Origin of the sequence: Fodinicola acaciae (assembly GCF_010993745.1) — a bacterium.
GTDB classification, from domain to species: domain Bacteria; phylum Actinomycetota; class Actinomycetes; order Mycobacteriales; family HKI-0501; genus Fodinicola; species Fodinicola acaciae.
In genome coordinates, this window is record NZ_WOTN01000001.1 from 1,309,527 (window position 1) to 1,331,141 (window position 21,615).

A 21,615-nucleotide genomic window follows, 5' to 3' on the forward strand; every position below is an offset into this window, starting at 1 on the left:
TCACTCACTTTCCGTGCTTCGCGTGTGCCGACTGCCGGGACACCCCGAGCGCGTCGCCGATCTGTTCCCACGACCAGCCCTGCTCTCTGGCACGCCTGACCGCGGCGGCCTCGACCTGCTCGGCCAGCCGGTGCAACGCGCCGACGGCGCGCAACGCGACGGCCGGGTCGGTCGAGCGGAGCTGTTCGGACAGCGGGTTGTCCATGCCTGTCAGTTTGGATTGACAAGCTGTGGTTGTCAATCCAAACTGACGCTCATGTCAATTCAAACTGACACCTTCGACGTGGTGATATGTGGTGCTGGACCGACCGGCCTGCTGGTGGCTTGCGAGCTGGCGCTGGCCGGTGCCCGACCGGTTGTCCTGGATCGGCGGCCAGAGCCGAGCGCGCTGCCGAAAGCCAACGGCATCATCGGCCAGCCGGTGCGGCTGCTCGCGATGCGCGGCCTGCTCAATGGTCAGCGATACATGACGGCGCTGCCGGCGTTTCCGTTCGGCGACGTGCCGGTGCGGTTGTACGACTGCAAGGTCCCCGGCCTGCTGATGCCCCAGCCAGAGCTGGAGGCCTTGCTGGCGCGGCGTGCGACCGAGCTCGCTGTGGCCGTACGCCGCGGCCATGAGTTGGTCGACTTCCAGCACGACGAGACGGTGCATGTAACCGTGTCCAGCGCGGCCGACACGTACACACTGAGCTGTGGTTACCTGGTCGGCTGCGATGGCGGACGCAGCGTCGTACGGGAGCGGTGCGGGATCGGATTCCCCGGCTCGGTCGATCCGGAAGTGCTGCGCTTGGGTCATTTCAGGGTGCCGACGGCGACCGGTGACTACACCGCCGCCGGCTGGCAGATCCCGGGCTTCGGCCGGCTCGAGCGAGGCTGGAACCGTACGGCCGCCGGTGCCGTGCTGGCGATGTCGCTGCAGCCGGGCGTGCTGATCGTCGGCATCCGCGAGCCTGGCACGATCACCGACGACTCACCGCTGACCATGCCGGAGCTGCACGCCACCGCTCGCCGCGTGATCGGCGCGGAGCTGCCGGTCGACGACCCGATCTGGCTGTCGCGGGTGGTCACGCAGTCGCGGCTGGCTGACCGCTATCGGGACGGCCGGGTCTTCGTCGCCGGCGATGCCGCGCACCTGTTCCCGGCCGGTGGTGCGCTCACGGTGTGCCTGGCCGATGCGGCCAACCTCGGCTGGAAGCTGGCGGCGGCGCTGCGCGGCCGCACCGACCTTCTCGACACCTATGAGAGCGAGCGCCGGCCGGTCGCCGCACGTGCACTGGCCCAGACGAAAGCGCAGGCCGCACTGTCCAGCGCTACCGGACCGTACGCCGATGCGCTCCGCACCTTCGTCGGCGAGCTCGTGGCGTACGACGATCCACGCAGGCACGTCGGGCGGCTGCTGGACGGCTCGGACGTGCGCTATCCGACGGACGTGGATCACCAGCTGGCCGGCACCTTCGTCCCCAACCTGCCGCTCGACCTGTCCAGCGGCCGGCCGGTGTTGGTCAATCAGCCCGTTCCGGACCAGTGGCGCGACCGTGTCGATGCCGCGCCGGGCACGTACGACTGTCCGCCGATGCTGGTCCGGCCGGACGGCTATGTGGCCTGGGCCGGTGAGGACAGCGTCGGCCTTCAGAGCGCGTTGGCGTACTGGTTCGACCGCTGACGGCGCTTCTCGGTGCGTACGCGCGTGCGCACCACCCGCTTGATCCGCGGCCAACTGCTCGCGCGACGAGGTCGAGGCCCCGGCCGCGGTGCTGGCTGGGGTGGCGCCACGGCCTCGACCGCCGGCTCCTCGGGGATCTCTTCGGCCTCCTCGACGTCGACGACCGGCGCCGGACGGGGGTTTTCGGCCCGCGCGGCCTTCTCCTCGTCCAGCCGCAGCCGATAGGCCCGATAGCCCTCCCAGGCCGCGCGCGGGTCGGTCACGCCGTGGTCGACCGACCACCTGGTCGCCTTGATCGTGGTGATCGGGAAGTAGAAGCGGCGGATCGCCGAGAACACCGCGCCGGAGCCGTCGCTGCGTACGCCTTCCGCGGTCAACTGCATGTGCTGGCGGCGGCGCGTGTGCAGGCCCCACAGCCACGGACTGAGGATCGTGAACATCGCGATCACCACGGCCAGCGGTGTCGGCGTGCCGTGGTCGCTGAACTGGATGTAGTTGACGCTCGCGACGATCGCGGCGATCGCGTACGCGGACCGCCGCAGCCGGCCGGCCGTGCGGTTGTCCTTGCGGATCAACGCGTCGTGTGCGTGCCAGTTGACGTACAACGCGACACTCTCGGCGGCCAGGGCGGCGATCGCGCCGACCGTCCACCTGATCCAGAACGGACTGCTCTCCGGCACCAGGTGGTCGTGCGCGTAGCTGGCCTGGCCCCACGCGCTCACGCCGTTGACGATCAGGATCGGACCGGCGCTGCGGAGCCAGTCCCATCGGCTCGGCTTGACCGGCGCCAACACGACCGGCTGCTCGGCCGGTGGCTCCGGGACCGTACGACCGACCGGTGCGGCCGCCGGAGTCGCCGGCCGCACCGGCGAGGTCGACGGCGAGGTCGACGGCGAGTCCCAGCTGATCGGCGTCCAGTTCAGCTCGGTCGACCACTCGCTCGCGGTGTCCGAGAAAGACGTGTCGGTCGAGGTCGACATGCTCGAAGGCTCCGGATCGGACAGCGGCCACAGGTCGGTGGCCGGAATGGTCGTTGTGGCTGGCATGGTGGCTGGTGCTGGCGAGGTGGCGGCGGTGACCGCGGCTTTCTGCCTGTCGAGCATCGCCTGCGCGCGCTCGCGCGCCTTCTGCGCCTTCTTCTCTCGCCGACCGGACAGCAGGCCTCGGGACTCATTGACGTCCAGGCTCACCGGCCGACGCCGCTTCTCTTCGTCGAGACAGTCACGGGGAGGCAGGCTACCCGCCGCTTCGGACCGCGCTGCGCGGAGAACACACTTCGCTGGCACCGATACGCCGCACGCATCGACTGAAAAGCCTTGTCTGGCGCGGATTCACCGGCCGCCGTCATGCGGAGCCGGCATTATTTCGATGCATTTCAGGTCGAGTGCCCACTAATTTCGCCACCCGGACACCGCTCCGCACGCGGGCCGCTGCGGTAAAATGCCAGGCTTGCTATAGAAAGCACCTATATCAACATATACATATCGCGGCTTCGGCTCTCGGTACGATCGTGCGACCTGGCCAATGCCGTCAGCGACCTCTCGGCCCACGCCTGTTCCCGAGCCCGGTCATTGCGGTGGTGACCTGCCCACGACAGTGGCGTCGGAGTGGCGCCAGAAGCGATTGCCCTGGAGGGTATGAATGTCCGAGCAGCGGACAGAATTGATCCCGATGCAGGAGAAGCCGGGCACCTTCGATGTGGTGTTGCGCGGCTTCGACCGGAATCAGGTGACCACCGCTTTCCAACGGATCGAGACGCAGTACCGCGCGACCGTCGCCGACCGCGACGGCGCGTTGCACCGGCTGGAGGAGGCCCGGCAGCAGCTGCGCGAGTCGCAGGCCGACATCGACGCGCTGAAGGAGAAGCTCAAGACCGCCACGGCTCCGTCGTACGAGAACCTCGGCGCCAGGGTCGGCCAGATCCTGCACCTGGCCGACACCGAGGCCAAGGAGATCCTGGCCAAGGCCAAGGAGGTCGGCGCCAAGGCCGACTCGCGTGACGCCATCGCGCGCGACAAGGCCGACGCGATCGTCGCGGCCGCCGAGCAGAAGGCCACCAAGCTGGTCGCGGACGCGGACAAGGCGGCCGCGGAGAAGACCGCCGCCGCCGACAAGTACGCGGCCGACAAGCGTACTGCCGCGGAGAAGTACGCCGCCGAGACCACCGCCAACACCGACAAGGCCGCCCGCGAGCGGACCGCCGCCGCGGAGAAGGCGGCCGCCGAGAAGATCGCCGCGGCCGACAAGGCCGCCACCGAGAAGCTGACCGCCGCTCGCCAGCAGCACCAGAAGCTGCAGGAGGAGTTCGATGCCAGCATGACCCGCCGGCGCGACGAGGCGGACAAGGCGCACCAGGCACGCGAGAAGTCCTCCATCGAGGAGGCGCGCCAGCGCGTCGAGCAGGCCAAGGCCGAGGCGGCCAAGCTGCTCGCCGACACCCAGCGGCAAGCCGAGCAGCAGCGGGCCGCGGCCAAGGCCGAGTCGGACCGGATCATCGCCCACGCCAAGTCGGTCGTCGACCAGCTGATGAACGTACGCGCGACGCTGGTCGGACAGTTCGGCTCGGTCCGCGAGCTGCTGCAGACCGTCCCGGAGGAGCTGAGCGTCGACCCGGCGACCCTGCCGGACGCGCCGGCCGACCAGCAGCAGGCCAACGGCGCGACGCCGGAGGCCCAGCAGAAGGCCCAGCAGAAGGCCCAGCAGAAGGCTCCGGCCGCTCAGCCGCAGGCCGCCGCTCAGCAGCCGCAGCGTCCGGCTCCGGCCACGCAGCAGGTCCAGCAGCAGGCACACGCGCCGGCACCGCAGGCTCGCTGACAACCGACGCGAGGGTGGCACTCTGACGATCCACCGTCAGAGTGCCACCCTCGCTCACTCCGCACCCCTATGTAGAGATCTAGGTCGACCCTATGTAGAGTGCGGCACATGGCTAGTGACATACGCATAACGGTCGCGGTCGAGCGCGTACTCGCCGCGATGCTGACCGATGCCGACGCCGACCACTACGGGCTCGAGCTGATGAAGCTGACCGGTCTGGCCAGCGGCAGCCTCTACCCCATCCTCCTGCGGCTGCGAAAGGCCGGCTGGGTCGAGGCGCGCTGGGAGGAGATCGATCCGGTTGCCGAGGGCCGGCCGCCGCGGCGCTATTACCGGCTCACGCCCGAAGGCGTACGCAACGCGACGCGCGCGACGGCGAAGCGGGAGTCGCGGCCGGCTCGCACCGAAACGAAGCTCGCGAGGGTCGCGTGGTGAGCCGCCTGCTGCGAGAGCTGACCGGCCGAGCGATCCAGGCCGCGGCTCGGCGGTGGCCGGAGGCCGAGCGCGCGGATGCCGTCGCCGAATGGCAGGCCGAGCTGCATGAGATCGGCGACCATCCCTGGCAGGCCTTCCGTTACGCCACCAGCCTCGCCCTGGCGCGTACGGACCGCGACCTCGGCGTGGCGCCGAGCGGTGCCGGTCGCCACGTCGGATCCGCTGTCGTGCTGGTGGCTGTGCCGATCGGTGCGGCGGTGCTCAGTTTCGCTCTGCTCATCGCGATCACGATCGGTATGTCGTCAGCCGGCGGAGCCGCCAGCACGGACTGGTATGTCGGCCTGTCACTGCTGCTGATCGGCACGCCACTCGGCTTCCTTGGCCGGCGGCTGGGTCGCCGATCGCCGCACGCCGGCGGACCGCAGGTCGCGACGTGGACAACGGCGGTCCTGGCCATTGCCGCTCTCGCCTTCGCACCCGCCTACTACATGCTGCCGTGGGTGACTGTCGGCATGCCGTACGCCATGGTGTACGGCACGGTGGTCTGGGCTGCCGTCCTGTGGCTGGCCGGTTGGGGACTTGTGACCCTGCGCCGCATCGGCCGCGACCTCGCCGCGACCCTCGTGGCGGTGACCGGCGGAATCGCGGCATGGGTCGCTGGGGTGCTGGTCGCGGGCCTGCTGACGAGCAGCGCGGCCGAGGCGTCCCGTGCGTACGCGCTGCTCTGGCCGGTGCTCCTGCTCGTTGACCCGCTCGACTCGAGCACCGCGATCGGCAGCCACACGATCATGGTCGTCGATGAGCTGTTCTTCCTGCCGTTCTTGCTGATCCCGGCAACGGTCTTCGGGCTGGCCTATCTGGCCGGTGCCGGCCGGCGTACGGACCAGGCTCGGGTGCCGGCTCTTGACACGGCGTAATCTGGCTCACTAACCTCCGGAAATCGATTTCTAGCCGCTGCTCGGCAGGAGCGGCGGCTGGAACGCGCGAGGAGGAGCCTGGATGCGAGGCACATGTGAGTCCGCACCTCGTTTGACCGCTAAAATCGCCGCCGTGCTGCTCACCGTCGCCGCCGCACTGGCGCCAGCCAGCATGCCAGCGGCGGCGGCGAGCGCTCCGTCGCACGGACCGGTCGGCTGGGACACCTACCGCCATCCCGAGCGGCTGACCGACATCTCCGGCGACGGCCGCACGCTCCAGTCTTCCAGCTTCGACCGCGGCGGCGGCAACGGCGACGGCAACTCGTGGTGCCTGCGTACGACCTCGGCCGGCTGCGTCATCGCCGAGCGTTCCGGCGCCGGCGAGATCGACTCGATCTGGTTCACCCGCGACGAAGGCAACGTGACCGCCACCGGCGCGATCACCGTCGAGCTGGACGGCAAGACCGTGCTCTCCGGCTCGCTGCAGGACATCGTCAACGGCAAGAAGGGCGCGCCGTTCGTCTATCCGCTGGTCGCCAACGCCGACCAGTCCTCCGGCGGCGTGTACGTGAAGGTGCCGATGCCGTTCACCAGCTCGATGCGCGTCACCGTCGAGCACGGACCGGTCTACTACCACGTGACCTACCGGACGTTCGCCGACGCTCGCGGCATCTCGACCTTCGACCCCAGCGACAAGGCCGAGGACGTCATCGCCAGGCTCAAGGCCGCCGGCACCGCGGACCCGAAGCCGGCGCAGGCCGGCGCTCGCACGCGTACGACCACCGTCAGCCTGCCGAAGGGAGCCAGCAAGACGGTCGCGGCCGGTTCCGGATCCGGCGCGATCACCGCCATCTCGGTCAAGATCCCGCAGCTGGCCGCTCCCGGCGCCAACACCACCGACATCACCGTCTCCGACGAGATCATCCGCAACACGCGGTTGCAGATCAGCTTCGACGGCCGCCGTACGGTCGACGCGCCGCTCGGCGAGTTCTTCGGCAGCGGCCTGGGGCTCTATCCGGTCCGCGCGCTGATGTTCGGCATGGACCCGGCGACCAAGACGATGACCGCCTGGTGGCAGATGCCGTACCGGTCCAACGCCACCATCACCCTGCGCAACAACAGCTCGCTGGTCGACATCGGCAGCGCGCAGTTGTCCGTGACCACCGCTGCGGCACGTTTCGACAGCTCAGCCGGCTATTTTCACGCGTACAGCGACCGTACGATCGAGAAGAACGGCCAGGACCACACCTTCGTCGACACCACCGGCCGCGGCCGGATCGTCGGTGTCACGCAGACCATGGAGGGCCTGATCCCGCCGAACGGGCGTGGCTACCTGGAGGGCGACGAGCGGCTGTTCGTGGACGGCTCGGTGACCCCGCAGATGTACGGCACCGGCACCGAGGACTTCTACGAGTCCGGCTGGTATTTCAACCGCGGCGTCGACACCGACCCGATGAACGGCAACCCTGCGCACGAGATCCAGGGCCTGGGCTGTGTGTACGACTGCACCGGTGCCTACCGGCTGATGCTGGCCGAGGGTCCGCAGTACGGCTCGTCCGTCCGCTTCGGCATCGAGCACGGCGGCTATGACGGCGACCCGGCCGTCTATGGCTCCACCACCTACTACTACGCGCAGGACAACCGCACGCTGAAGTGGACCGATGCGGTCACGGTCGGCGATCAGAACAGTGAAAAGGCGCACGGCTACACCGGTGGCGCCGCCGCGACGGCGGTGGCGGGCACGTACGAGGGTTACGACGTGCCGCAACCAACCGTGACGCGCAAGGTGCGCGCGGCCACCTCGCCGGTCAGCTTCAAGCTGGCGATCTCGCGCGACAACAGAGGCGTCGAGCTGCGGCGTACGTCCGACCAGAAGGACGGCTACCAGAGCGCGGCGGTCAGCGTGAACGGCGTCGCGGCCGGCACCTGGCTGCAGCCGCTCGGCAACCCGGGCGCGCGCTGGCTGGACGACTCGTACGACCTGCCGGCTGCCCTGACCGCCGGAAAGTCGTCGATCACCGTGACGCTCACGCCGACAGCCGGCGCGCCGGCCTGGACGGCCGCCTCGTACGCGGCGGTGTCGGTCCTGCCGTCCACAGTGGACACTCGATCGCCGGCCGCGGTGCCGGCCGCCACGGCCACCGGCACGGACGTGAACGCCATCGACCTGAGCTGGCAGCCGGCGACCGACGACACGTACGCACCGCGATACCAGGTTTTCGCCTCGACGGAGCCAGACTTCGCCGCCAACGAGGACACGCTGTTGACCACGACCCCGCTGCTGTCCTTCAGCCACACCGACCTGGGCACCAAGCAGACCTGGTACTACCGCGTACGCGCGGTGGACGCCGCCGGCCACACCGGTCCGCTGTCGGCGCAGGTGAGCGCGGTGAGCGGCGCGAAGCTGCGGGTCGAGGCGGAGAACATGCCGGTGGTGTCCTCGACGGCGCCGATCGGGCCGCAGGGTGACTGCTGCGGCATCCACTGGTCCAACGGCAACCAGATGTGGTTCACACCGCACTCGGCACCCAACAACGCCGTGTTGGAGTTCAACGTGAGCACGACCGGCACGTACGACCTGTCGATGGTGCTGACAAAAGCGGTCGACTACGGCATCGTGACCTTCGCTCTGGACGGTCAGACGATCGGGGACCCGTACGACGCCTTCAACGCCAACGCGGTGCTGATCACCGCGCCGCTCCCCTACGGCCAGCACCAGCTGGCCGCCGGCACCCACCGGCTGACCATGACCGTGACCGGCAAGAACGCGTCCGCGACCGGATTCTTCGCCGGCATCGACTACCTGGACCTGAAGCTCGCGACATGACATCACAAACCCGAGGAACCGGGTCACCGATCCTGGCGATGCGTGGCATCGCCAAGGAGTTTCCCGGTGTCCGCGCGCTCACCGGCGTGTCGATGGACGTACGCGCCGGTGAGGTGCACGCCCTGCTCGGCGAGAACGGCGCCGGCAAGTCGACCCTGTGCAACATCCTGTCCGGCGTCTTCACCGACTACGACGGCACCATCGAGCTGGCCGGCGAGGAAGCCGACATCCACCATCCCAAGGACGCGCAGTCGCTCGGCATCGGGATGATCCACCAGGAGCTCAACCTGGTGCCGGAGCTGTCCATCGCGGACAACATCTTCCTCGGCCGCGAGCCGCGGACCCGCTGGGGCACGGTCAACCGGCCGGTGATGTACGAGGAGTCGCGCAAGCTGCTGGCCGAGCTCGGCCTGCGGCTGGACCCGCGGCGGCTGGTGCGCACCTGCCAGATCGCCGAGCAGCAGCTCATCGAGGTGGCCAAGGCGCTGTCGCTGAACGTCCGCGTGCTGATCATGGACGAGCCGACCTCCGCGCTGGCCGACGCCGAGGTGCGGCTGCTGTTCGCGGTCATCCGCCGGCTGGTCGCGCGCGGCGTCGCGGTCGTCTACATCTCGCACCGGCTCGAGGAGCTGTACGAGATCGCCGACCGGGTCACCGTGCTGCGCGACGGCGGCTACATCGGCACGCGGGACATGGCGGCCACCGACCGCGCCGAGCTGATCCGGATGATGGTGGGCCGGCCGATCGGCGAGATTTTCCAGCGCTCCAACGGCAAGCCCACCGGCGGCGAGCGGTTGACCGTACGCGACCTGTCGCTGCCGGCCGATCCGCGCGCCGGCCGGGTCGCGCTGCACGACGTGTCGCTGGACGTACGCGCCGGCGAGATCGTCGGCCTGGCCGGCCTGATGGGGGCCGGCCGCACCGAGGTGCTGGAGGCCGTCTTCGGTGTCTTCGGCCGCTCCGTACGCGGCGCGCTGACGCTGGACGGCAGGCCGTACAAGGCGAAATCGCCCAACCACGCGATCCGGCGCGGTGTCGCGCTGGTCGCCGAGGACCGCAAGACGCAGAGCCTGGTGCTCGGCAACACCGTACGGTTCAACGCCAGCCTGGCCGCGCTCGGCCAGTTCCGGAAGTGGTCCGGCGTGGACGCCAGGGCGGAGCGAACCGCGGTCGCCGAGCAGGTCACCAGCCTGCGGGTGAAGACACCGAGCCTGAACAGCACGGTCGCCAACCTCTCCGGTGGCAACCAGCAGAAGGTCGTACTGGCCAAGTGCCTGCTCACCAAGCCGAAGGTGCTGCTGCTGGACGAGCCGACCCGCGGCATCGACGTCGGCGCCAAGGCGGAGATCTCCGAGCTGGTCAACAAGCTCGCGGCGGCCGGCACCGGCATCCTGATGGCCTCCTCGGAGCTGCCGGAGCTGCTCGGCATGTGCGACCGGATCGTCGTGCTCTGCGAAGGCCGGATCACCGCCGAGCTGACCAGGGACGAGGCGACACAGGAAAAGATCCTCGAGGCGGCGATGGCGCGGCAGACAGTGTCCAGCGCCATCCCGGCTCCGAGCCTTCGGAAGGACTTGTAGTTTTGGCTGGCACAGGCACTGGCAGTGGTACGACCGCGACGGTCGCCGCGACGCCGACCGGCGGCGAGCGCTGGAAGCGCGTGCTGTCCACGCTCGGCTCGCTGCAGGGCTACGTCGGCCTGGCGCTCGTACTGATCCTCGGCATCGCCACCAAGGGCGACGTGTTTCTCAGCCAGGCCAACATCACCAACGCGGTCGGCGCGTTCGCCTCACGCGGCATCCTGGCGGTCGGCGAGACGCTGGTGATCCTGGCCGCCGGCATCGACCTGTCGGTCGGCTCGATGCTCGGCCTCGCCTCGCTCGTTTCGGCTCTGTTGCTGGTCAACGCCGACATGCCGCCGTGGGTGATCCTGCCGGTGTGTACGGTGGCCGGCGCGGCGATGGGGTTCTGCAACGGCGCCGGCGCGACCTGGCTGCGGATCCAGCCGTTCGTGATGACGCTGGCCACCCTGTCGGTGTTTCGCGGCCTGGACCGGCAGATCAGCAACAACGTCAGCGTCGGCACCCAGGTGGCCGGACCGACCGGCAAGCTCAGCGAGCACGCCGACCAGTTCCAGCTTTTCGGTACGCCCGGCCACAACCTGTTCACCGGCGTACTCGGTGCCGGGGTCTACTACCCCGTGCTGGCGTTCGTCATCACCTGTGTCGTCTTCCAGCTGATCCTGTCCAAGACGACCTTCGGCCGGCACATCTACGCGGTCGGCGGCAACGAGACCGCGGCGCGGCTGTCCGGCATCAACGTCGACCGGGTGAAGATCGGTGTGTTCACGATCTGTGGCCTGCTGGCCGGTTTCGCCGGTCCGATCGACGCCGCTTACAGCGCGTCCGCGGACCCGCTGGCCGGCAGCGGCTACGAGCTGGACGTGATCGCCGCGGTGGTGATCGGCGGCGCCGCGCTCGCCGGTGGCCGCGGCAGCATCGTCGGCACCTTCGTCGGCGTACTCATCCTGACGTTGCTCGACAACGTCCTCGGCCTGAACGCGGTCAGCGACAACCTGCAGCTGATCATCAAGGGCCTCATCGTGGTCGTCGCCGTGGTCCTGCAGCGGCCCGACCTGATCTCCAGCTTCGCCGCTTTCCTGCGACGAACGTTCGGCCGTACCACAGCGTCAGCGCCTTCGGGCCAGACAACCGGGAGTAAGTCGTGATCCGTACCAACCTCGGCCGCCTCGCCGTAGCGGCGGCCGCCCTCGTAGCCATGGCCGGTTGTGCCTCCACCGCCGGCGGCCCGGCCCCGGCGCAGACCGGCGCGAACGGCAAGAAGCAGTTCGTCGTCGGCTATTCGCAGTCCAACAACGCCGAGCCCTACCGCGCGCAGCTCAACCTGCAGCTGCAGTATTTCGTGAAGCAGTATCCCGACCTCAAGCTGCTGCCGATCACCGACGCGCACCAGGACTCCGGCACGCAGGTGTCGCAGGTGCAGCAGTTCATCCAGCAGAAGGTCAACGCGCTGATCGTCTCGCCGAACGAGGCGGCCCCGCTGACCGCCGCGGTGCAGCAGGCGTGTGACGCGAAGATCCCGGTCGTGATCCTCGACCGTACGGTCAACACCCAGTGCTACTCGTCCTTCATCGGCGGCGACAACTACCAGGCCGGCCTGAAGGCCGGCCAGCTCGCCGCGCAGCTGCTGCCCAACGGCGGCAACGTGGTGGAGCTGCAGGGCATCCTGTCCAACCAGCCGCAGATCGACCGCGACAAGGGCTTCAACGACGGCATCAAGGCCAACCCGAAGATCAAGGTCATCCAGAAGCGCGAAGCCAAGTGGCTGAAGGAGGACGCCACCCGGGTGATGAACCAGTGGCTCGCGCAGGGCCTGAAGATCGACCTCGTCTACGGCGAGAACGACCCGATGGCGCTCGGCGCGTACCTGGCCGCCTCCTCCGCCAACAAGCAGAAGGCGATCAAGTTCATCGGCACCGACGGCCTGGCCATCCCGGACGGCGGCATCCGCGCCGTCCAGCTCGGGCAGCTCAACGGCACCTTCATCTATCCGACCGGTGCCAAGGAGGCCGCTGACGCGGTCGAGGCGCTGGTGAACGGCAAGACCGTCAACAAGAAGCAGACCCTGGACATCGAGCCGGTCACCCCGGCCAACGCGCAGCAGCTCTACCAGAAGTACGACTTCTCCAACAAGAAGTAGCGTTCGACAGCCGGCGGCGTCGCAATCGGAGTCCGATTGTGACGCCGCCGCCATGTTGACGGCCCGGCCGGCAGCCGCTGTTAGGTTGACAGCCATGGGATCTTGGGAAACTCTCCGTTGTCGGTCCTGACGGCGGTCGCGCGCAACACGCGGCCGGTGCGCGACGTGTTGCGCGCACGTGGCGTGCCGCGGCTGCTCGGCTCGGTCCTGCTCGGCCGGCTGCCCACCGGGATGGCCGCGCTCGCGCTGGTTCTGTTGGCTCGTCACAAAGGCGCCGACTACACGCTGGCCGGCGCGCTCGGTGGAGCGTTCGCCATCGGCCAGGCGATCGGCGGTCCGGTGCTCGCGCGCCTGGTCGACCGTACGCGGCAGCCGCCGGTGGTCATCGGCTCGGCCGTCATCGCCTCGGTCGCCTTCGCCGCGCTCGGCCTGCTGGACATCCCGCATCTCGCCGTCGTCGCGATGCTGCTGGTGTTCGTCGCCGGCGCCGCGACTCCGCCGCTGGAGCCGTGCCTGCGTGCGCTGTGGAGCGCCGTCCTGCCGGATCAGAAGGCCGTCCACGCGGCGTACTCGCTCGACGCGGCCGCGCAGGAGGTCCTGTTCGTCGGTGGTCCGCTGGTCGTCGTCGGGTCCATCGCCGTCTTCGGTGGCGCCGGTGGCGTGTACGTGGCCGCCGTGGTCGGCCTGCTCGGCGCCGTCTGGTTCGCGACCGCCGGTCCGGCCCGGCACTGGCGGGGCACGCCAGGCGAGCGACACTGGGCCGGGCCACTGCGGTCCGGACAGCTGGTCCGGCTGCTGGTGGTCATTCTGTTCGCCGGCGGCACGGTCGGCACGTTCACCGTCGCCATCACCGCGTACGCGGAACAGGCCGGCGCGCGCGACGCGGCCGGCTGGCTGGTCTCCGCGAACGGTCTCGGCGCGCTGATCGGCGGCCTCGCGTACACCACCGTCCCCGGCGGCCGCGACCAGTCGGCGAGGCTGCGGATCGTCGTCGGCCTGCTGGCGATCGGCTACGCGACGCTGCTGTTGGCGCCGAACATCTGGGCCAGCCTGCCGTTCGCGGTGCTCAGCGGACTGTTCCTGCCGCCGCTGCTGGCCTGCGCGTTCGTGCTGGTCGACAAGCTCGCGCCGGCCGGCACGGTGACCGAGGCGTTTGCCTGGATCGTCACCGCGTTCTCGGTCGGCTACGCGGCCGGCTCGGCGGTGGCCGGCGTGCTAGCCGACCGCGCCGGCGCGTACGCGGGTCTGGTCGCCGCCGTCGCGAGCGCGCTGGTCGCGATCGTCATCGCGGTGCCGCGGTTCGCGCCGCCTGACCAGCACTGAGCTCCGGCTGGCCGGTGCTACGGTTGGACGCGTGACTGCCGGGTCGGCCCATGGCCATGACCGAGTGAGGCTCCCGGCCGCTGAGTGAGGCCGGCGGCTCGTGGACCGCCTCGTCGCTTCGATATGTCAGCCGTTCTTGTCGACTTGTCGAAGGGAAACATGGACATCACTCATCTCGACACCGGCGACGGTGACGATCTGCGAACGCAGCTCGGCGCGCTGTTCAGTGATCCGCCGATGCTCGATCCGGACGCCGATCCGGCGCCGGTCCTGGACACCGGCGGCGTTCCTGGCGACTGGCTCAGCGTCCGCGGCCAGTCAGCCGCCGACGGTGTGACGGTCTACCTGCACGGCGGCGGTTTCGCGCACAGCAACCGGTTGTGGGAACGCGTCATGGCCTACCGGTTGGCGCAGGCCACCGCGCGACCGGCGTTCCGCGTCGACTACCGGCTCGCGCCGGCACATCCGTTTCCGGCGGCCATCGAGGACGCCGTCACCGTCTACCGCGCGTTGCTTGACCAAGGCGTACCGGCCGAAGCGGTCATGTTCGCCGGCGAGTCGGCCGGCGCCACGCTGGTGCTGTCGACCCTGTTGGTGCTCAAGGAAAACGGCGATCCGCAGCCAGGCCACGCGCTCGCTGTGTCACCGGTGACCGACTTCTCCGACCGCAGCGCCGCGGCGACGGCTGACGGCAGCAGCGACACCATCCGGCCGGGCACGATGGCGGCGGTCGGCAGCACCTACCTTGGCGGGGCGCGGCCGGACGAGGCCCCGCAGTCCCCCGCGTACGGCGATCTGGGTGGCCTCGCACCGCTGACGCTCGCGGTCGGCACCGACGAGGTGCTGCTGGCGGACGTACGCCGTTTCGGCGAACTGGCGGCAGAAGCCGGCGTCCGGGTGAGCCTGGACCTCTACCGGGACATGCCGCACGCCTTCAACGCCGCCGTCCTCTATCCGCCGGAGCGGCACCTGTCGGTCGCGACGACCTTCCTGGCGCGGGTGGGTCGGCTGTCGGACCCGGCTGGTAGGAAGAGCCGGTGACTGGATTCGACGACTGGATTGCTCAGCTGGCCGACCGATCAGCCGCGCTGCGGGCGGCGGTGACCGACGAGACGCCGGCGGTGCCGGGTTGTCCGGCCTGGACCTCCGGCGACCTGGTCGCGCACCTCGGCGCCGTCCAGCTGTTCTGGGCCGCGGCGGTCGACAGCGACGGCGAGCGACCGTCGGACGAGGCGCTCGGCGATCGCGAGGTGCGCGGCCAGCTGCTGGCATGGTCGGAGGAATGCACCGGCCGGCTGCTCGACGCGCTGCTGGCCGCCGAGCCGGATCAGCCGTGCTGGACGTGGTGGACCGGCTCCGGCGCGCCGGAGACGGTCGCGGCGGTCGCTCGCCACCAGGTGCAGGAGGCCGCGGTGCACGCGTACGACGCTCAGGACGCGGCGAAACGGCCGGAGCCGATCCCGGCCGAGATCGCCACCGACAGCATCGAGGAGTTCATCGCCGTCACGCTCGGTTCGTCGGGTCCGTGGCCACATCCTCCAGTGCGGCTCGCACTGCGCGCGACCGACGGGCCGGCCTGGCACCTCGACCTGAGCGAGAAGGGCGCGCGCCGCACCGACGCCACCGCCAGCGCCGCGACGCTGACCGGCTCGGCCAGCGACCTGTTGCTGGCCGTCTACAAGCGTGTGCCGCTGGACCGGCTGCAGGTCGCCGGCGACCGTAGGACCATCGAGGCACTCGTCGCCTGGCCCAACCTCGAATAGCCGCATGGCCACCATGCGTGCGTCCAACGCACGCATGGTGGCCATGCGACCACTTAGGCGGGGACCTGGTGGATGCCGGGCGGGTCGGCGCAGTGCTCGGCCAGGGTGTCCAGCGGGATCTCCAGCGCTGTCGCCAGCGCGACGACGGTGAAGAAGGCCGGCGTCGGTACGCGTCCGGTCTCGATCTTGCGCAGCGTCTCGGCCGAGATGCCGGCCATCGCGGCCACCTCCGGCATGCTGCGAGTGCCGCGAGCCTCCCGCAACAGCGCGCCGAGGCGCTCGCCGCGAGCGCGGTCCAGTGGGGTGAGCGGTGCGCGAACCATGAGCGTGATAATAATACCGGTATACCTATTGGGTCCATGCTGGGGAGCAGACGTGGTGGAACAGAAGTCCGAGGCCGAGATCGCCGCCATGCGTGAGGCCGGACGAGTGGTGGGTCGCGCGCTCGCGGCGTGCCGCGAAGCGGCCGCGGTTGGCACGTCGCTGAAGGAGCTCGACGACGTCGCGCACGCGGTGATCAAGGACGCCGGCGCCACCTCGCCGTTCCTGAACTACCGTCCGCGCTGGGCTCCGACGCCGTTCCCCGGCGTGATCTGCGCGTCGGTCAACGACGCAATCGTGCACGGCATTCCCAGCTCGTACCGGCTGTCCGAGGGTGACCTGCTCAGCGTCGACTGCGGCGCGACACTGGACGGCTGGACCGGCGATGCGGCCATCAGCTTCGTCGTCGGCGAGCCGAGACCGGGCGACGCCGAGCTGCTGGCCACCACCGAGCGCGGCCTGGCCGCCGGCATCGCGGCGGCGGTCGACGGCGGCCGGCTCGGTGACATCTCGGCGGCGGTCGGCGACCTCGGCCGGGCCGCCGGCTACGGGATTCCGCGTGACTTCGGCGGCCACGGCATCGGCCGCACCATGCACGAGGATCCGTTCGTCCCCAACGAGGGCCGCGCCGGCCGCGGGTTGCAGCTGCGCGTCGGGATGGCCTTCGCGATCGAGCCGATGTTCATCGCCGGCGGCGTGGACGAATACGTCACCGGACCCGACGGCTGGACGCTGCAGACCGTCGACGGCAGCCGCGCAGCGCATTTCGAGCACTCCGTCGCGATCACCGAGGACGGACCGCTCATCCTCACGCTGCCGTGACGCCGGAGGAGCTGGACCGCGTCGCCGCCGCTCTCGGCCGCGAGGTCACCGACACGTCCACGCTGGCCGGCGGTTTCTCCCACGAGACCTGCCTGGTCCGCTACGCCGGCGGCCAAGTGGTCGCCCGCCTCGGCGGACCGGACCCCGCCATCGAGGCGGCGATCATGGCCGCCGGCAGCCGGTACGTACCGACGCCGCGCGTCCTGGACATCGTGGCCGCTACCGAGCGGACGCGTGCGGCGATGCTGCTGGAGTTCGTGTCCGGTGCGCCGCTGACCGACATGCTGACCAGCGAGAATCCGAGGGCACTCGGCCGAGAGGTCGGCCGGGTGGTGGCGGCGATCGGTACGGCTACCTTCGACCGTCCCGGTTTCTTCGCCGACGCCGCGCTGACGGTGGCCGACCAGCCACCGTGGTCGGCACAGCTGGCGGACTTCGCGGCCTCAAGCATGAAAGCCACGCCGGACGAGCGGCTGGACCCGGCGAGCAAGGCGGCGTGGGCAGCTCTGTGCGCCGAGCACGCGCCGGCCCTGGCCGCCATCGACGACCAGCGCCGGCTCGTACACGCGGACATCAACCCGAAGAACATCCTGGTGTCTCCCGCCGCCGGCGGCTGGCGGGTCGACGCCGTGCTGGACTGGGAGTTCGGCTATGCCGGCTGTCCGTACGGCGACGCCGCCAACATGGTCCGCTTCGGCGCCGACTACCCCGCCGGGTTCCTGGCCGGCTTCCGCGCCGGGTTCGCCGACCACCAGCCGTACGCGCTGCCGGAGGACTGGGCCTATCTCGGTCGCGTCCTGGACATGTTCGCGCTGAGCGACCTCTGTACGCGGCCGGTCGGCCATCCGGTCGCCGACCAGGTCGCCGGACTAGTCCGCGGGTGGCTGCGGAGCGGGGTCCCGCGCGACTAGCTCGCGGATCGCCGCGGTGATCTCCTCCGGCGCCTCCTCGGCCATGAAGTGGCCGGCCTTGGTGGTCAGGTGCCGCAGGTCGGGCGACCAGCGCCGCCACAGCTGCGCGGCGTCGAAGCCGAGCGCGGCACCCCAGTCCTGCTGGATGACCGTGACCGGCATCCGCAGTGTGGCACCGGCGTCCAGGTCGGCCTGGTCCTGCTCGACGTCCACGGTGGCCGAGGCTCGGTAGTCGGCCACGATCGACGGCACGGCGGCCGCGCTGGCACGCAGGTATTCGGCGCGTACGTCCGCCGTGATGCCGGCGCCCCAGGCGTCCAGGAAGTAGCCGAAGAACGCGTCCGCGCTGTTGGCGATCATCTGCTCCGGCAGGCCGGCCGGCTGCGCCATCAGGTAGAGGTGGAAGCCGACGCTGGCCGACACGCCGTGCATGACCTGCCACATGTCCAGCGTCGGCAGTACGTCCAGGCAGGCCAGGTGACTGACCGCGGCCGGGTGGTCGAGTCCGGCGCGGAAGGCGACCAGCGCTCCTCGGTCGTGTCCGGCGAGCGCGAACCGCTCGTGACCGAGCTTCCCGCAGAGCGCGACGATGTCGGCGGCCATGGTGCGCTTGGAGTAGGTCTGCGGATCGGTGCCGGCCGGCTTGTCGCTCTCGCCGTATCCGCGCAGGTCAGGGCAGATGACGGTGTGCTCGGCGGCGAGCGCCGTCGCGACGTGCCGCCACATCAGGTGGGTCTGCGGGAAGCCGTGCAACAGCACGATCGGAGTCCCCGTGCCGCCGATGGCGGCATGCAGCGACACGCCGTCGGCGACCGGAACGTGCTGGTAGTCGAAGCCGGGGATGGTCATCTTGGTCTTTTCGGTGCTCACTCCGGCATCATGGCGCGGCCCAATCAGCAACCGATCAGCGCGCCGGCACAATGCTGGGGTGTTGTCGTTCCAGGTGCTGGGTCCGGTACGCGTCGTCGCGCCGGACGGCGTGGCGGTGGATCTGCGCGGTCCCCGCCACCGCGAGGTGCTGGCGCGGTTGCTGGCCGCCGACGACCGCGTTGTGCCGCTCGACCGCCTCATCGACGACCTCTGGGACGAGCCGCCGGCCAACGCCACCGGCGCGGTGCGTACGTTCGTCGCCGCGCTGCGCCGCGCACTCGAGCCGGACCGGCCGCCGCGTACGCCGTCACGCCTGCTGACCTCCGAAGGCACCGGCTATGCGCTCAGGGCTGGCCGCGACGCCGTCGACTCGCGCCGCTTCGAGGACGCCCTGTCGTCGGCTCGTACGGCCTCGCCGCGGTACGCCGTCGACGCGGTGAACCTCGCGCTCGGCTGGTGGCGAGGCAGCGCCTACGCCGATTTCCCTGACGCGTATTGGGCCCGGGCTCAGCGACGGCGGCTCGATGAGCTCCGCCTCCAGGCAGCCGAGGTGCGTGCCGCGGCCCAGCTGGACCTCGGCGCCGCCGGACCCGCGATCGCCGACCTGGAGACGCTGGTCGCGGAGAGTCCGTGGCGCGAGGACGCGTGGCGTCTGCTGGCCGTCGCGCTTTATCGCGACAGCCGCCAAGGCGACGCGCTGGCCGCGCTGAAGCGAGCAAAGGACCTGCTGGCCGGCCAGCTCGGCGTCGACGCCGGCGGCCGGCTCCGGCAGCTCGAGGTCGACCTGCTCAACCACGCCGCTCATCTGCAGACTGCGCAGCTGCACGGCGGTGACACGCACGCGGCGACGGCGCTGTACGAGCGGACGGTCACGCCGGGGTCGCGTACGCACCTGCGGTCGACCGTCGACCTGCTGCGGACGCTGGCCGTCACGAGCGGACCGAATCTGGTGGCGGCCAGGCAGGAGCGGCTGGCGGCGATCCTGGCGGCCGAGCGCACCGGCGACGCCGACCTGACCGCGCGGATCATCGGCGGCTTCGACGTGCCGGCGATCTGGAGTCGGTCCGACGACCCCGACCAGGCACGCCAGGTGGTCGCGGCCGCCGAACGTACGCTCACGGCCCTCGGACCCTCCGCCGCCGACTCGACCAGAGCGCGGCTGCTGGCGACCATCGCGGTCGAGAGCCGCGCCAACGCGGCGACGCGCGGCCTGGAGGCGGCCGAGGAGGCGGAGCAGCTGGCGCGGCGACTCGGCGATCCGGCGGTGCTCGCCTTCGCCCTCAACGGCCGCTTCATGCAGTCGTTCCGGCAGGCCGGGCAGGCGCTGGCCCGCGATGCGATCGGCGCCGAGATCGTCGAGCTGTCCGCACGCCACGGCCTCACGACGTACGAGATCCTCGGACACCTGATCCGGCTGCAGGCCCGGTCCGCGGCCGGCGACCTCGACGGCGCCGACGGCCACGCGACCGCCGCCGAGCGGTTGGCGCGGCACCACGAGGCGCCGCTGGTCACCGTGTTCACCGACTGGTTCCGGTGCATGAAGGCCGCGGCCACCGGCGAGGATCCGGTCGCGGTCGCACGCGCCTACCGCACAGCGGCCGAGCGGTTGCCGGAGACCGGCATGCCGGGCTTCGCCGACGGCCTGCCGGCGCTCGCGCGGCTCAGCATCTGCCTGTTGCACAGCCGGCCAGCGCCGACGGATCCCGGCATCGGCTGGGGTGCGTACGCGCCGTGGTGCCGGCCGTTGGCGTTGGTCGCCAGCGGCCACCACGACCAGGCGCGGACGGCGCTCGCCTCGCTGCCAGCGCCGCCACCGGACCACTTCCTGGAGGTCCGCTGGTGCCTGGCTGGCCACGCGGCGGTCGCGGTCGGCAACCGGCGGCTGGCCGCCGAGGCGTACGAGGCACTGCGGCCGGCCGCCGGCGAACTGCTCGGCGCCGGCAGCGGCGTACTCACCCTCGGTCGGGCCACCGACTGGCTGAAGCGGCTATGAGACGTCGATGCCGAAGCTGTCGGAGAGGCCAGCGCGTCCGGCGTCGGTGACGAGTACGACGCGTGGACTCGGCGCGCGGCGCAGCCAGTCCAGCTCGAACAGCCGGTCGGCGAGCGCGGCGCCGAGCGCGCCGGCCAGGTGGTGGCGCTGCTCGCTCCAGTCCACGCAATAGCGCACCAGCGGCCGGCGTCGCGGGATGCGGTCGACGACGACGCCGAGGTCGGCCAGCCAGTCGCGGCCATGGCCCGTGACGCGGTAATCGACAGACTGTCCAGCGCTGGACAATCTGTCCAGACCCGCCACGTACGTCCCGTCGTGGCCGGCGAGCACGCCTTCCGTCAGCATCGAGGTCATCAGGGCTACACCGAGCCGGCCGGCGATGTGGTCGTAGCAGGTGCGCGCCCGCCGCAGCGCGTTGGCGCGCGTGCCGGCGCGCAGCGAGCGGACCGGCAGCGGCGGCGAGATCCGCGCGAGCGCCTCCAGCACGTGCGCGACCTCGGGACCACTCAGCCGGTAGTAGCGGTGCCGGCCGTGCCGTTCGACCGTGATCAGACCTGCCTCCAGCAGCTTGGCCAGGTGACCGCTGACGGTCGCCGCGCTCACCCCGGCCTCGCTCGCCAGCACGCTGGCCGGCAGCGCGCGGCCGCTGGCCAGCGCGGACAGCACCTTCGTACGCGACTGGTCGCCGATCGCGGAGGCCGTCGCGGCGATGTCCGGCTCTCGGGCAGATAGCGCTTGTTCCGCCATTCTCCGACCGTACGTCCAGGACACTTCGGCGGCCGCCGAAGCGGTTGCGAATTACTATCCACTGTGGATATTATCCATCACGGATACCAACTACTGCGGTTATAAAGGAGCTCATCGTGATCACCGGCATCGGCGTACACAGCCACTACGTCTCCGACCAGGAGGCCGCCCGCGACTTCTTCGTCAACAAGCTCGGCTTCACCCCGCACACCGACGCCGAGATGAGCCCGGGCCGGCGGTGGATCGAGGTGAAGACGCCGGCCGGCGACCGGATCAACCTGTTCCCCGCGCAGGACGGTTTCGAGCACCTGCTCGGCAAGGGCGCCACCTTCACGCTCGTGTGCGACGATGCGCAGAAGACCTACGACGAGTTCAAGGCCGCCGGAGTCGCGGTGGAAGGTCCGTTCGAGGAGCCATGGAGCACCTGGGTCAAGATCACCGACCCGGACGGCAACGACTTCGTCGTCGGCGAGCGCGCGGACTAGGGTT

At 70.4% G+C, this 21,615-nt stretch carries 20 protein-coding genes; 15 read left to right on the forward strand and 5 right to left on the reverse strand.

Translation table 11 applies throughout. The features are described 5' to 3' along the window. Positions 1–4: 4 nt before the first annotated feature. Positions 5–205 carry a helix-turn-helix domain-containing protein gene (locus tag GNX95_RS06145; protein ID WP_163506154.1) on the reverse strand — a complete coding sequence of 67 codons (201 nt, stop codon included), beginning with the start codon at positions 203–205 and terminating at the stop codon, positions 5–7. A 51-nt stretch (positions 206–256) separates the two neighbouring features. Here GNX95_RS06145 and GNX95_RS06150 point away from each other — a divergent pair, with 51 nt between their 5' ends. Next, positions 257–1,663 (forward strand): FAD-dependent monooxygenase, encoded by a 1,407-nt coding sequence (locus tag GNX95_RS06150; protein ID WP_163506155.1) that lies wholly within the window; start codon positions 257–259, stop codon positions 1,661–1,663. Here GNX95_RS06150 and GNX95_RS06155 read toward each other — a convergent pair. Further along, a complete protein-coding gene (locus GNX95_RS06155; protein ID WP_163506156.1) occupies positions 1,630–2,853 on the reverse strand; it encodes a hypothetical protein in 1,224 nt (407 codons plus the stop codon). The genes GNX95_RS06150 and GNX95_RS06155 overlap by 34 nt on opposite strands. A gap of 481 nt (positions 2,854–3,334) precedes the next feature. Between GNX95_RS06155 and GNX95_RS06160 the strand changes: the two genes are divergently transcribed. From GNX95_RS06160 to GNX95_RS06205, 10 genes are all read left to right on the forward strand, one after another. Continuing rightward, complete coding sequence (locus GNX95_RS06160) at positions 3,335–4,477, forward strand: coiled-coil domain-containing protein (RefSeq protein ID WP_163506157.1); 1,143 nt, start codon at positions 3,335–3,337, stop codon at positions 4,475–4,477. 108 nt (positions 4,478–4,585) lie between these two features. Next, positions 4,586–4,912, forward strand: a complete 327-nt coding sequence (locus GNX95_RS06165) for a PadR family transcriptional regulator (protein WP_163506158.1) — start codon at positions 4,586–4,588, stop codon at positions 4,910–4,912. Then, the gene (locus tag GNX95_RS06170; RefSeq protein WP_163506159.1) at positions 4,909–5,829 is read left to right on the forward strand and encodes a hypothetical protein; all 921 of its coding nucleotides are present in this window, start codon (positions 4,909–4,911) and stop codon (positions 5,827–5,829) included. The genes GNX95_RS06165 and GNX95_RS06170 overlap by 4 nt, the downstream gene beginning before the upstream one ends. A 133-nt stretch (positions 5,830–5,962) precedes the next feature. Next, entirely contained in the window at positions 5,963–8,656 is a 2,694-nt protein-coding gene (locus tag GNX95_RS06175) for a glycoside hydrolase family 172 protein (RefSeq protein WP_222853421.1), read from the forward strand. Then, complete coding sequence (locus tag GNX95_RS06180) at positions 8,653–10,236, forward strand: sugar ABC transporter ATP-binding protein (protein ID WP_163506161.1); 1,584 nt, start codon at positions 8,653–8,655, stop codon at positions 10,234–10,236. Before GNX95_RS06175 ends, GNX95_RS06180 begins: the two co-directional genes overlap by 4 nt. A gap of 2 nt (positions 10,237–10,238) precedes the next feature. After that, on the forward strand, positions 10,239–11,384 hold the full coding sequence (locus tag GNX95_RS06185) for an ABC transporter permease (protein ID WP_163506162.1): 1,146 nt from the start codon (positions 10,239–10,241) through the stop codon (positions 11,382–11,384). Next, positions 11,381–12,376: a substrate-binding domain-containing protein gene (locus tag GNX95_RS06190; protein WP_222853422.1), complete on the forward strand. Its 996-nt coding sequence runs from the start codon at positions 11,381–11,383 to the stop codon at positions 12,374–12,376. Before GNX95_RS06185 ends, GNX95_RS06190 begins: the two co-directional genes overlap by 4 nt. 117 nt (positions 12,377–12,493) lie before the next feature. Beyond that, entirely contained in the window at positions 12,494–13,699 is a 1,206-nt protein-coding gene (locus GNX95_RS06195) for an MFS transporter (protein ID WP_163506163.1), read from the forward strand. Positions 13,700–13,858: 159 nt separating this feature from the next. After that, positions 13,859–14,740 carry an alpha/beta hydrolase fold domain-containing protein gene (locus tag GNX95_RS06200; protein WP_163506164.1) on the forward strand — a complete coding sequence of 294 codons (882 nt, stop codon included), beginning with the start codon at positions 13,859–13,861 and terminating at the stop codon, positions 14,738–14,740. Beyond that, complete coding sequence (locus tag GNX95_RS06205; RefSeq protein WP_163506165.1) at positions 14,737–15,462, forward strand: maleylpyruvate isomerase family mycothiol-dependent enzyme; 726 nt, start codon at positions 14,737–14,739, stop codon at positions 15,460–15,462. Before GNX95_RS06200 ends, GNX95_RS06205 begins: the two co-directional genes overlap by 4 nt. Positions 15,463–15,515: 53 nt before the next feature. Here GNX95_RS06205 and GNX95_RS06210 read toward each other — a convergent pair whose 3' ends face one another. Beyond that, positions 15,516–15,785 carry a helix-turn-helix domain-containing protein gene (locus GNX95_RS06210; RefSeq protein ID WP_163506166.1) on the reverse strand — a complete coding sequence of 90 codons (270 nt, stop codon included), beginning with the start codon at positions 15,783–15,785 and terminating at the stop codon, positions 15,516–15,518. Between the two features lie 52 nt (positions 15,786–15,837). Here GNX95_RS06210 and map point away from each other — a divergent pair, with 52 nt between their 5' ends. Further along, the gene (gene map / locus GNX95_RS06215; protein WP_163506167.1) at positions 15,838–16,605 is read left to right on the forward strand and encodes a type I methionyl aminopeptidase; all 768 of its coding nucleotides are present in this window, start codon (positions 15,838–15,840) and stop codon (positions 16,603–16,605) included. After that, the gene (locus tag GNX95_RS06220; protein WP_163506168.1) at positions 16,602–17,516 is read left to right on the forward strand and encodes a phosphotransferase family protein; all 915 of its coding nucleotides are present in this window, start codon (positions 16,602–16,604) and stop codon (positions 17,514–17,516) included. Before map ends, GNX95_RS06220 begins: the two co-directional genes overlap by 4 nt. Here GNX95_RS06220 and GNX95_RS06225 read toward each other — a convergent pair. Beyond that, complete coding sequence (locus GNX95_RS06225; RefSeq protein ID WP_163507878.1) at positions 17,475–18,365, reverse strand: alpha/beta fold hydrolase; 891 nt, start codon at positions 18,363–18,365, stop codon at positions 17,475–17,477. The genes GNX95_RS06220 and GNX95_RS06225 overlap by 42 nt on opposite strands. Before the next feature lie 79 nt (positions 18,366–18,444). Here GNX95_RS06225 and GNX95_RS06230 point away from each other — a divergent pair, with 79 nt between their 5' ends. Further along, positions 18,445–20,379, forward strand: coding sequence for an AfsR/SARP family transcriptional regulator (locus GNX95_RS06230; RefSeq protein ID WP_246281522.1), 1,935 nt, complete (start codon positions 18,445–18,447; stop codon positions 20,377–20,379). Here the strand turns inward: GNX95_RS06230 and GNX95_RS06235 are convergent. After that, complete coding sequence (locus tag GNX95_RS06235; RefSeq protein ID WP_163506170.1) at positions 20,374–21,126, reverse strand: ArsR/SmtB family transcription factor; 753 nt, start codon at positions 21,124–21,126, stop codon at positions 20,374–20,376. The two genes, GNX95_RS06230 and GNX95_RS06235, sit on opposite strands and share 6 nt — an antisense overlap. A 116-nt stretch (positions 21,127–21,242) precedes the next feature. Here GNX95_RS06235 and GNX95_RS06240 point away from each other — a divergent pair, with 116 nt between their 5' ends. Beyond that, the gene (locus tag GNX95_RS06240) at positions 21,243–21,611 is read left to right on the forward strand and encodes a VOC family protein (protein ID WP_163506171.1); all 369 of its coding nucleotides are present in this window, start codon (positions 21,243–21,245) and stop codon (positions 21,609–21,611) included. Positions 21,612–21,615 lie beyond the last annotated feature (4 nt).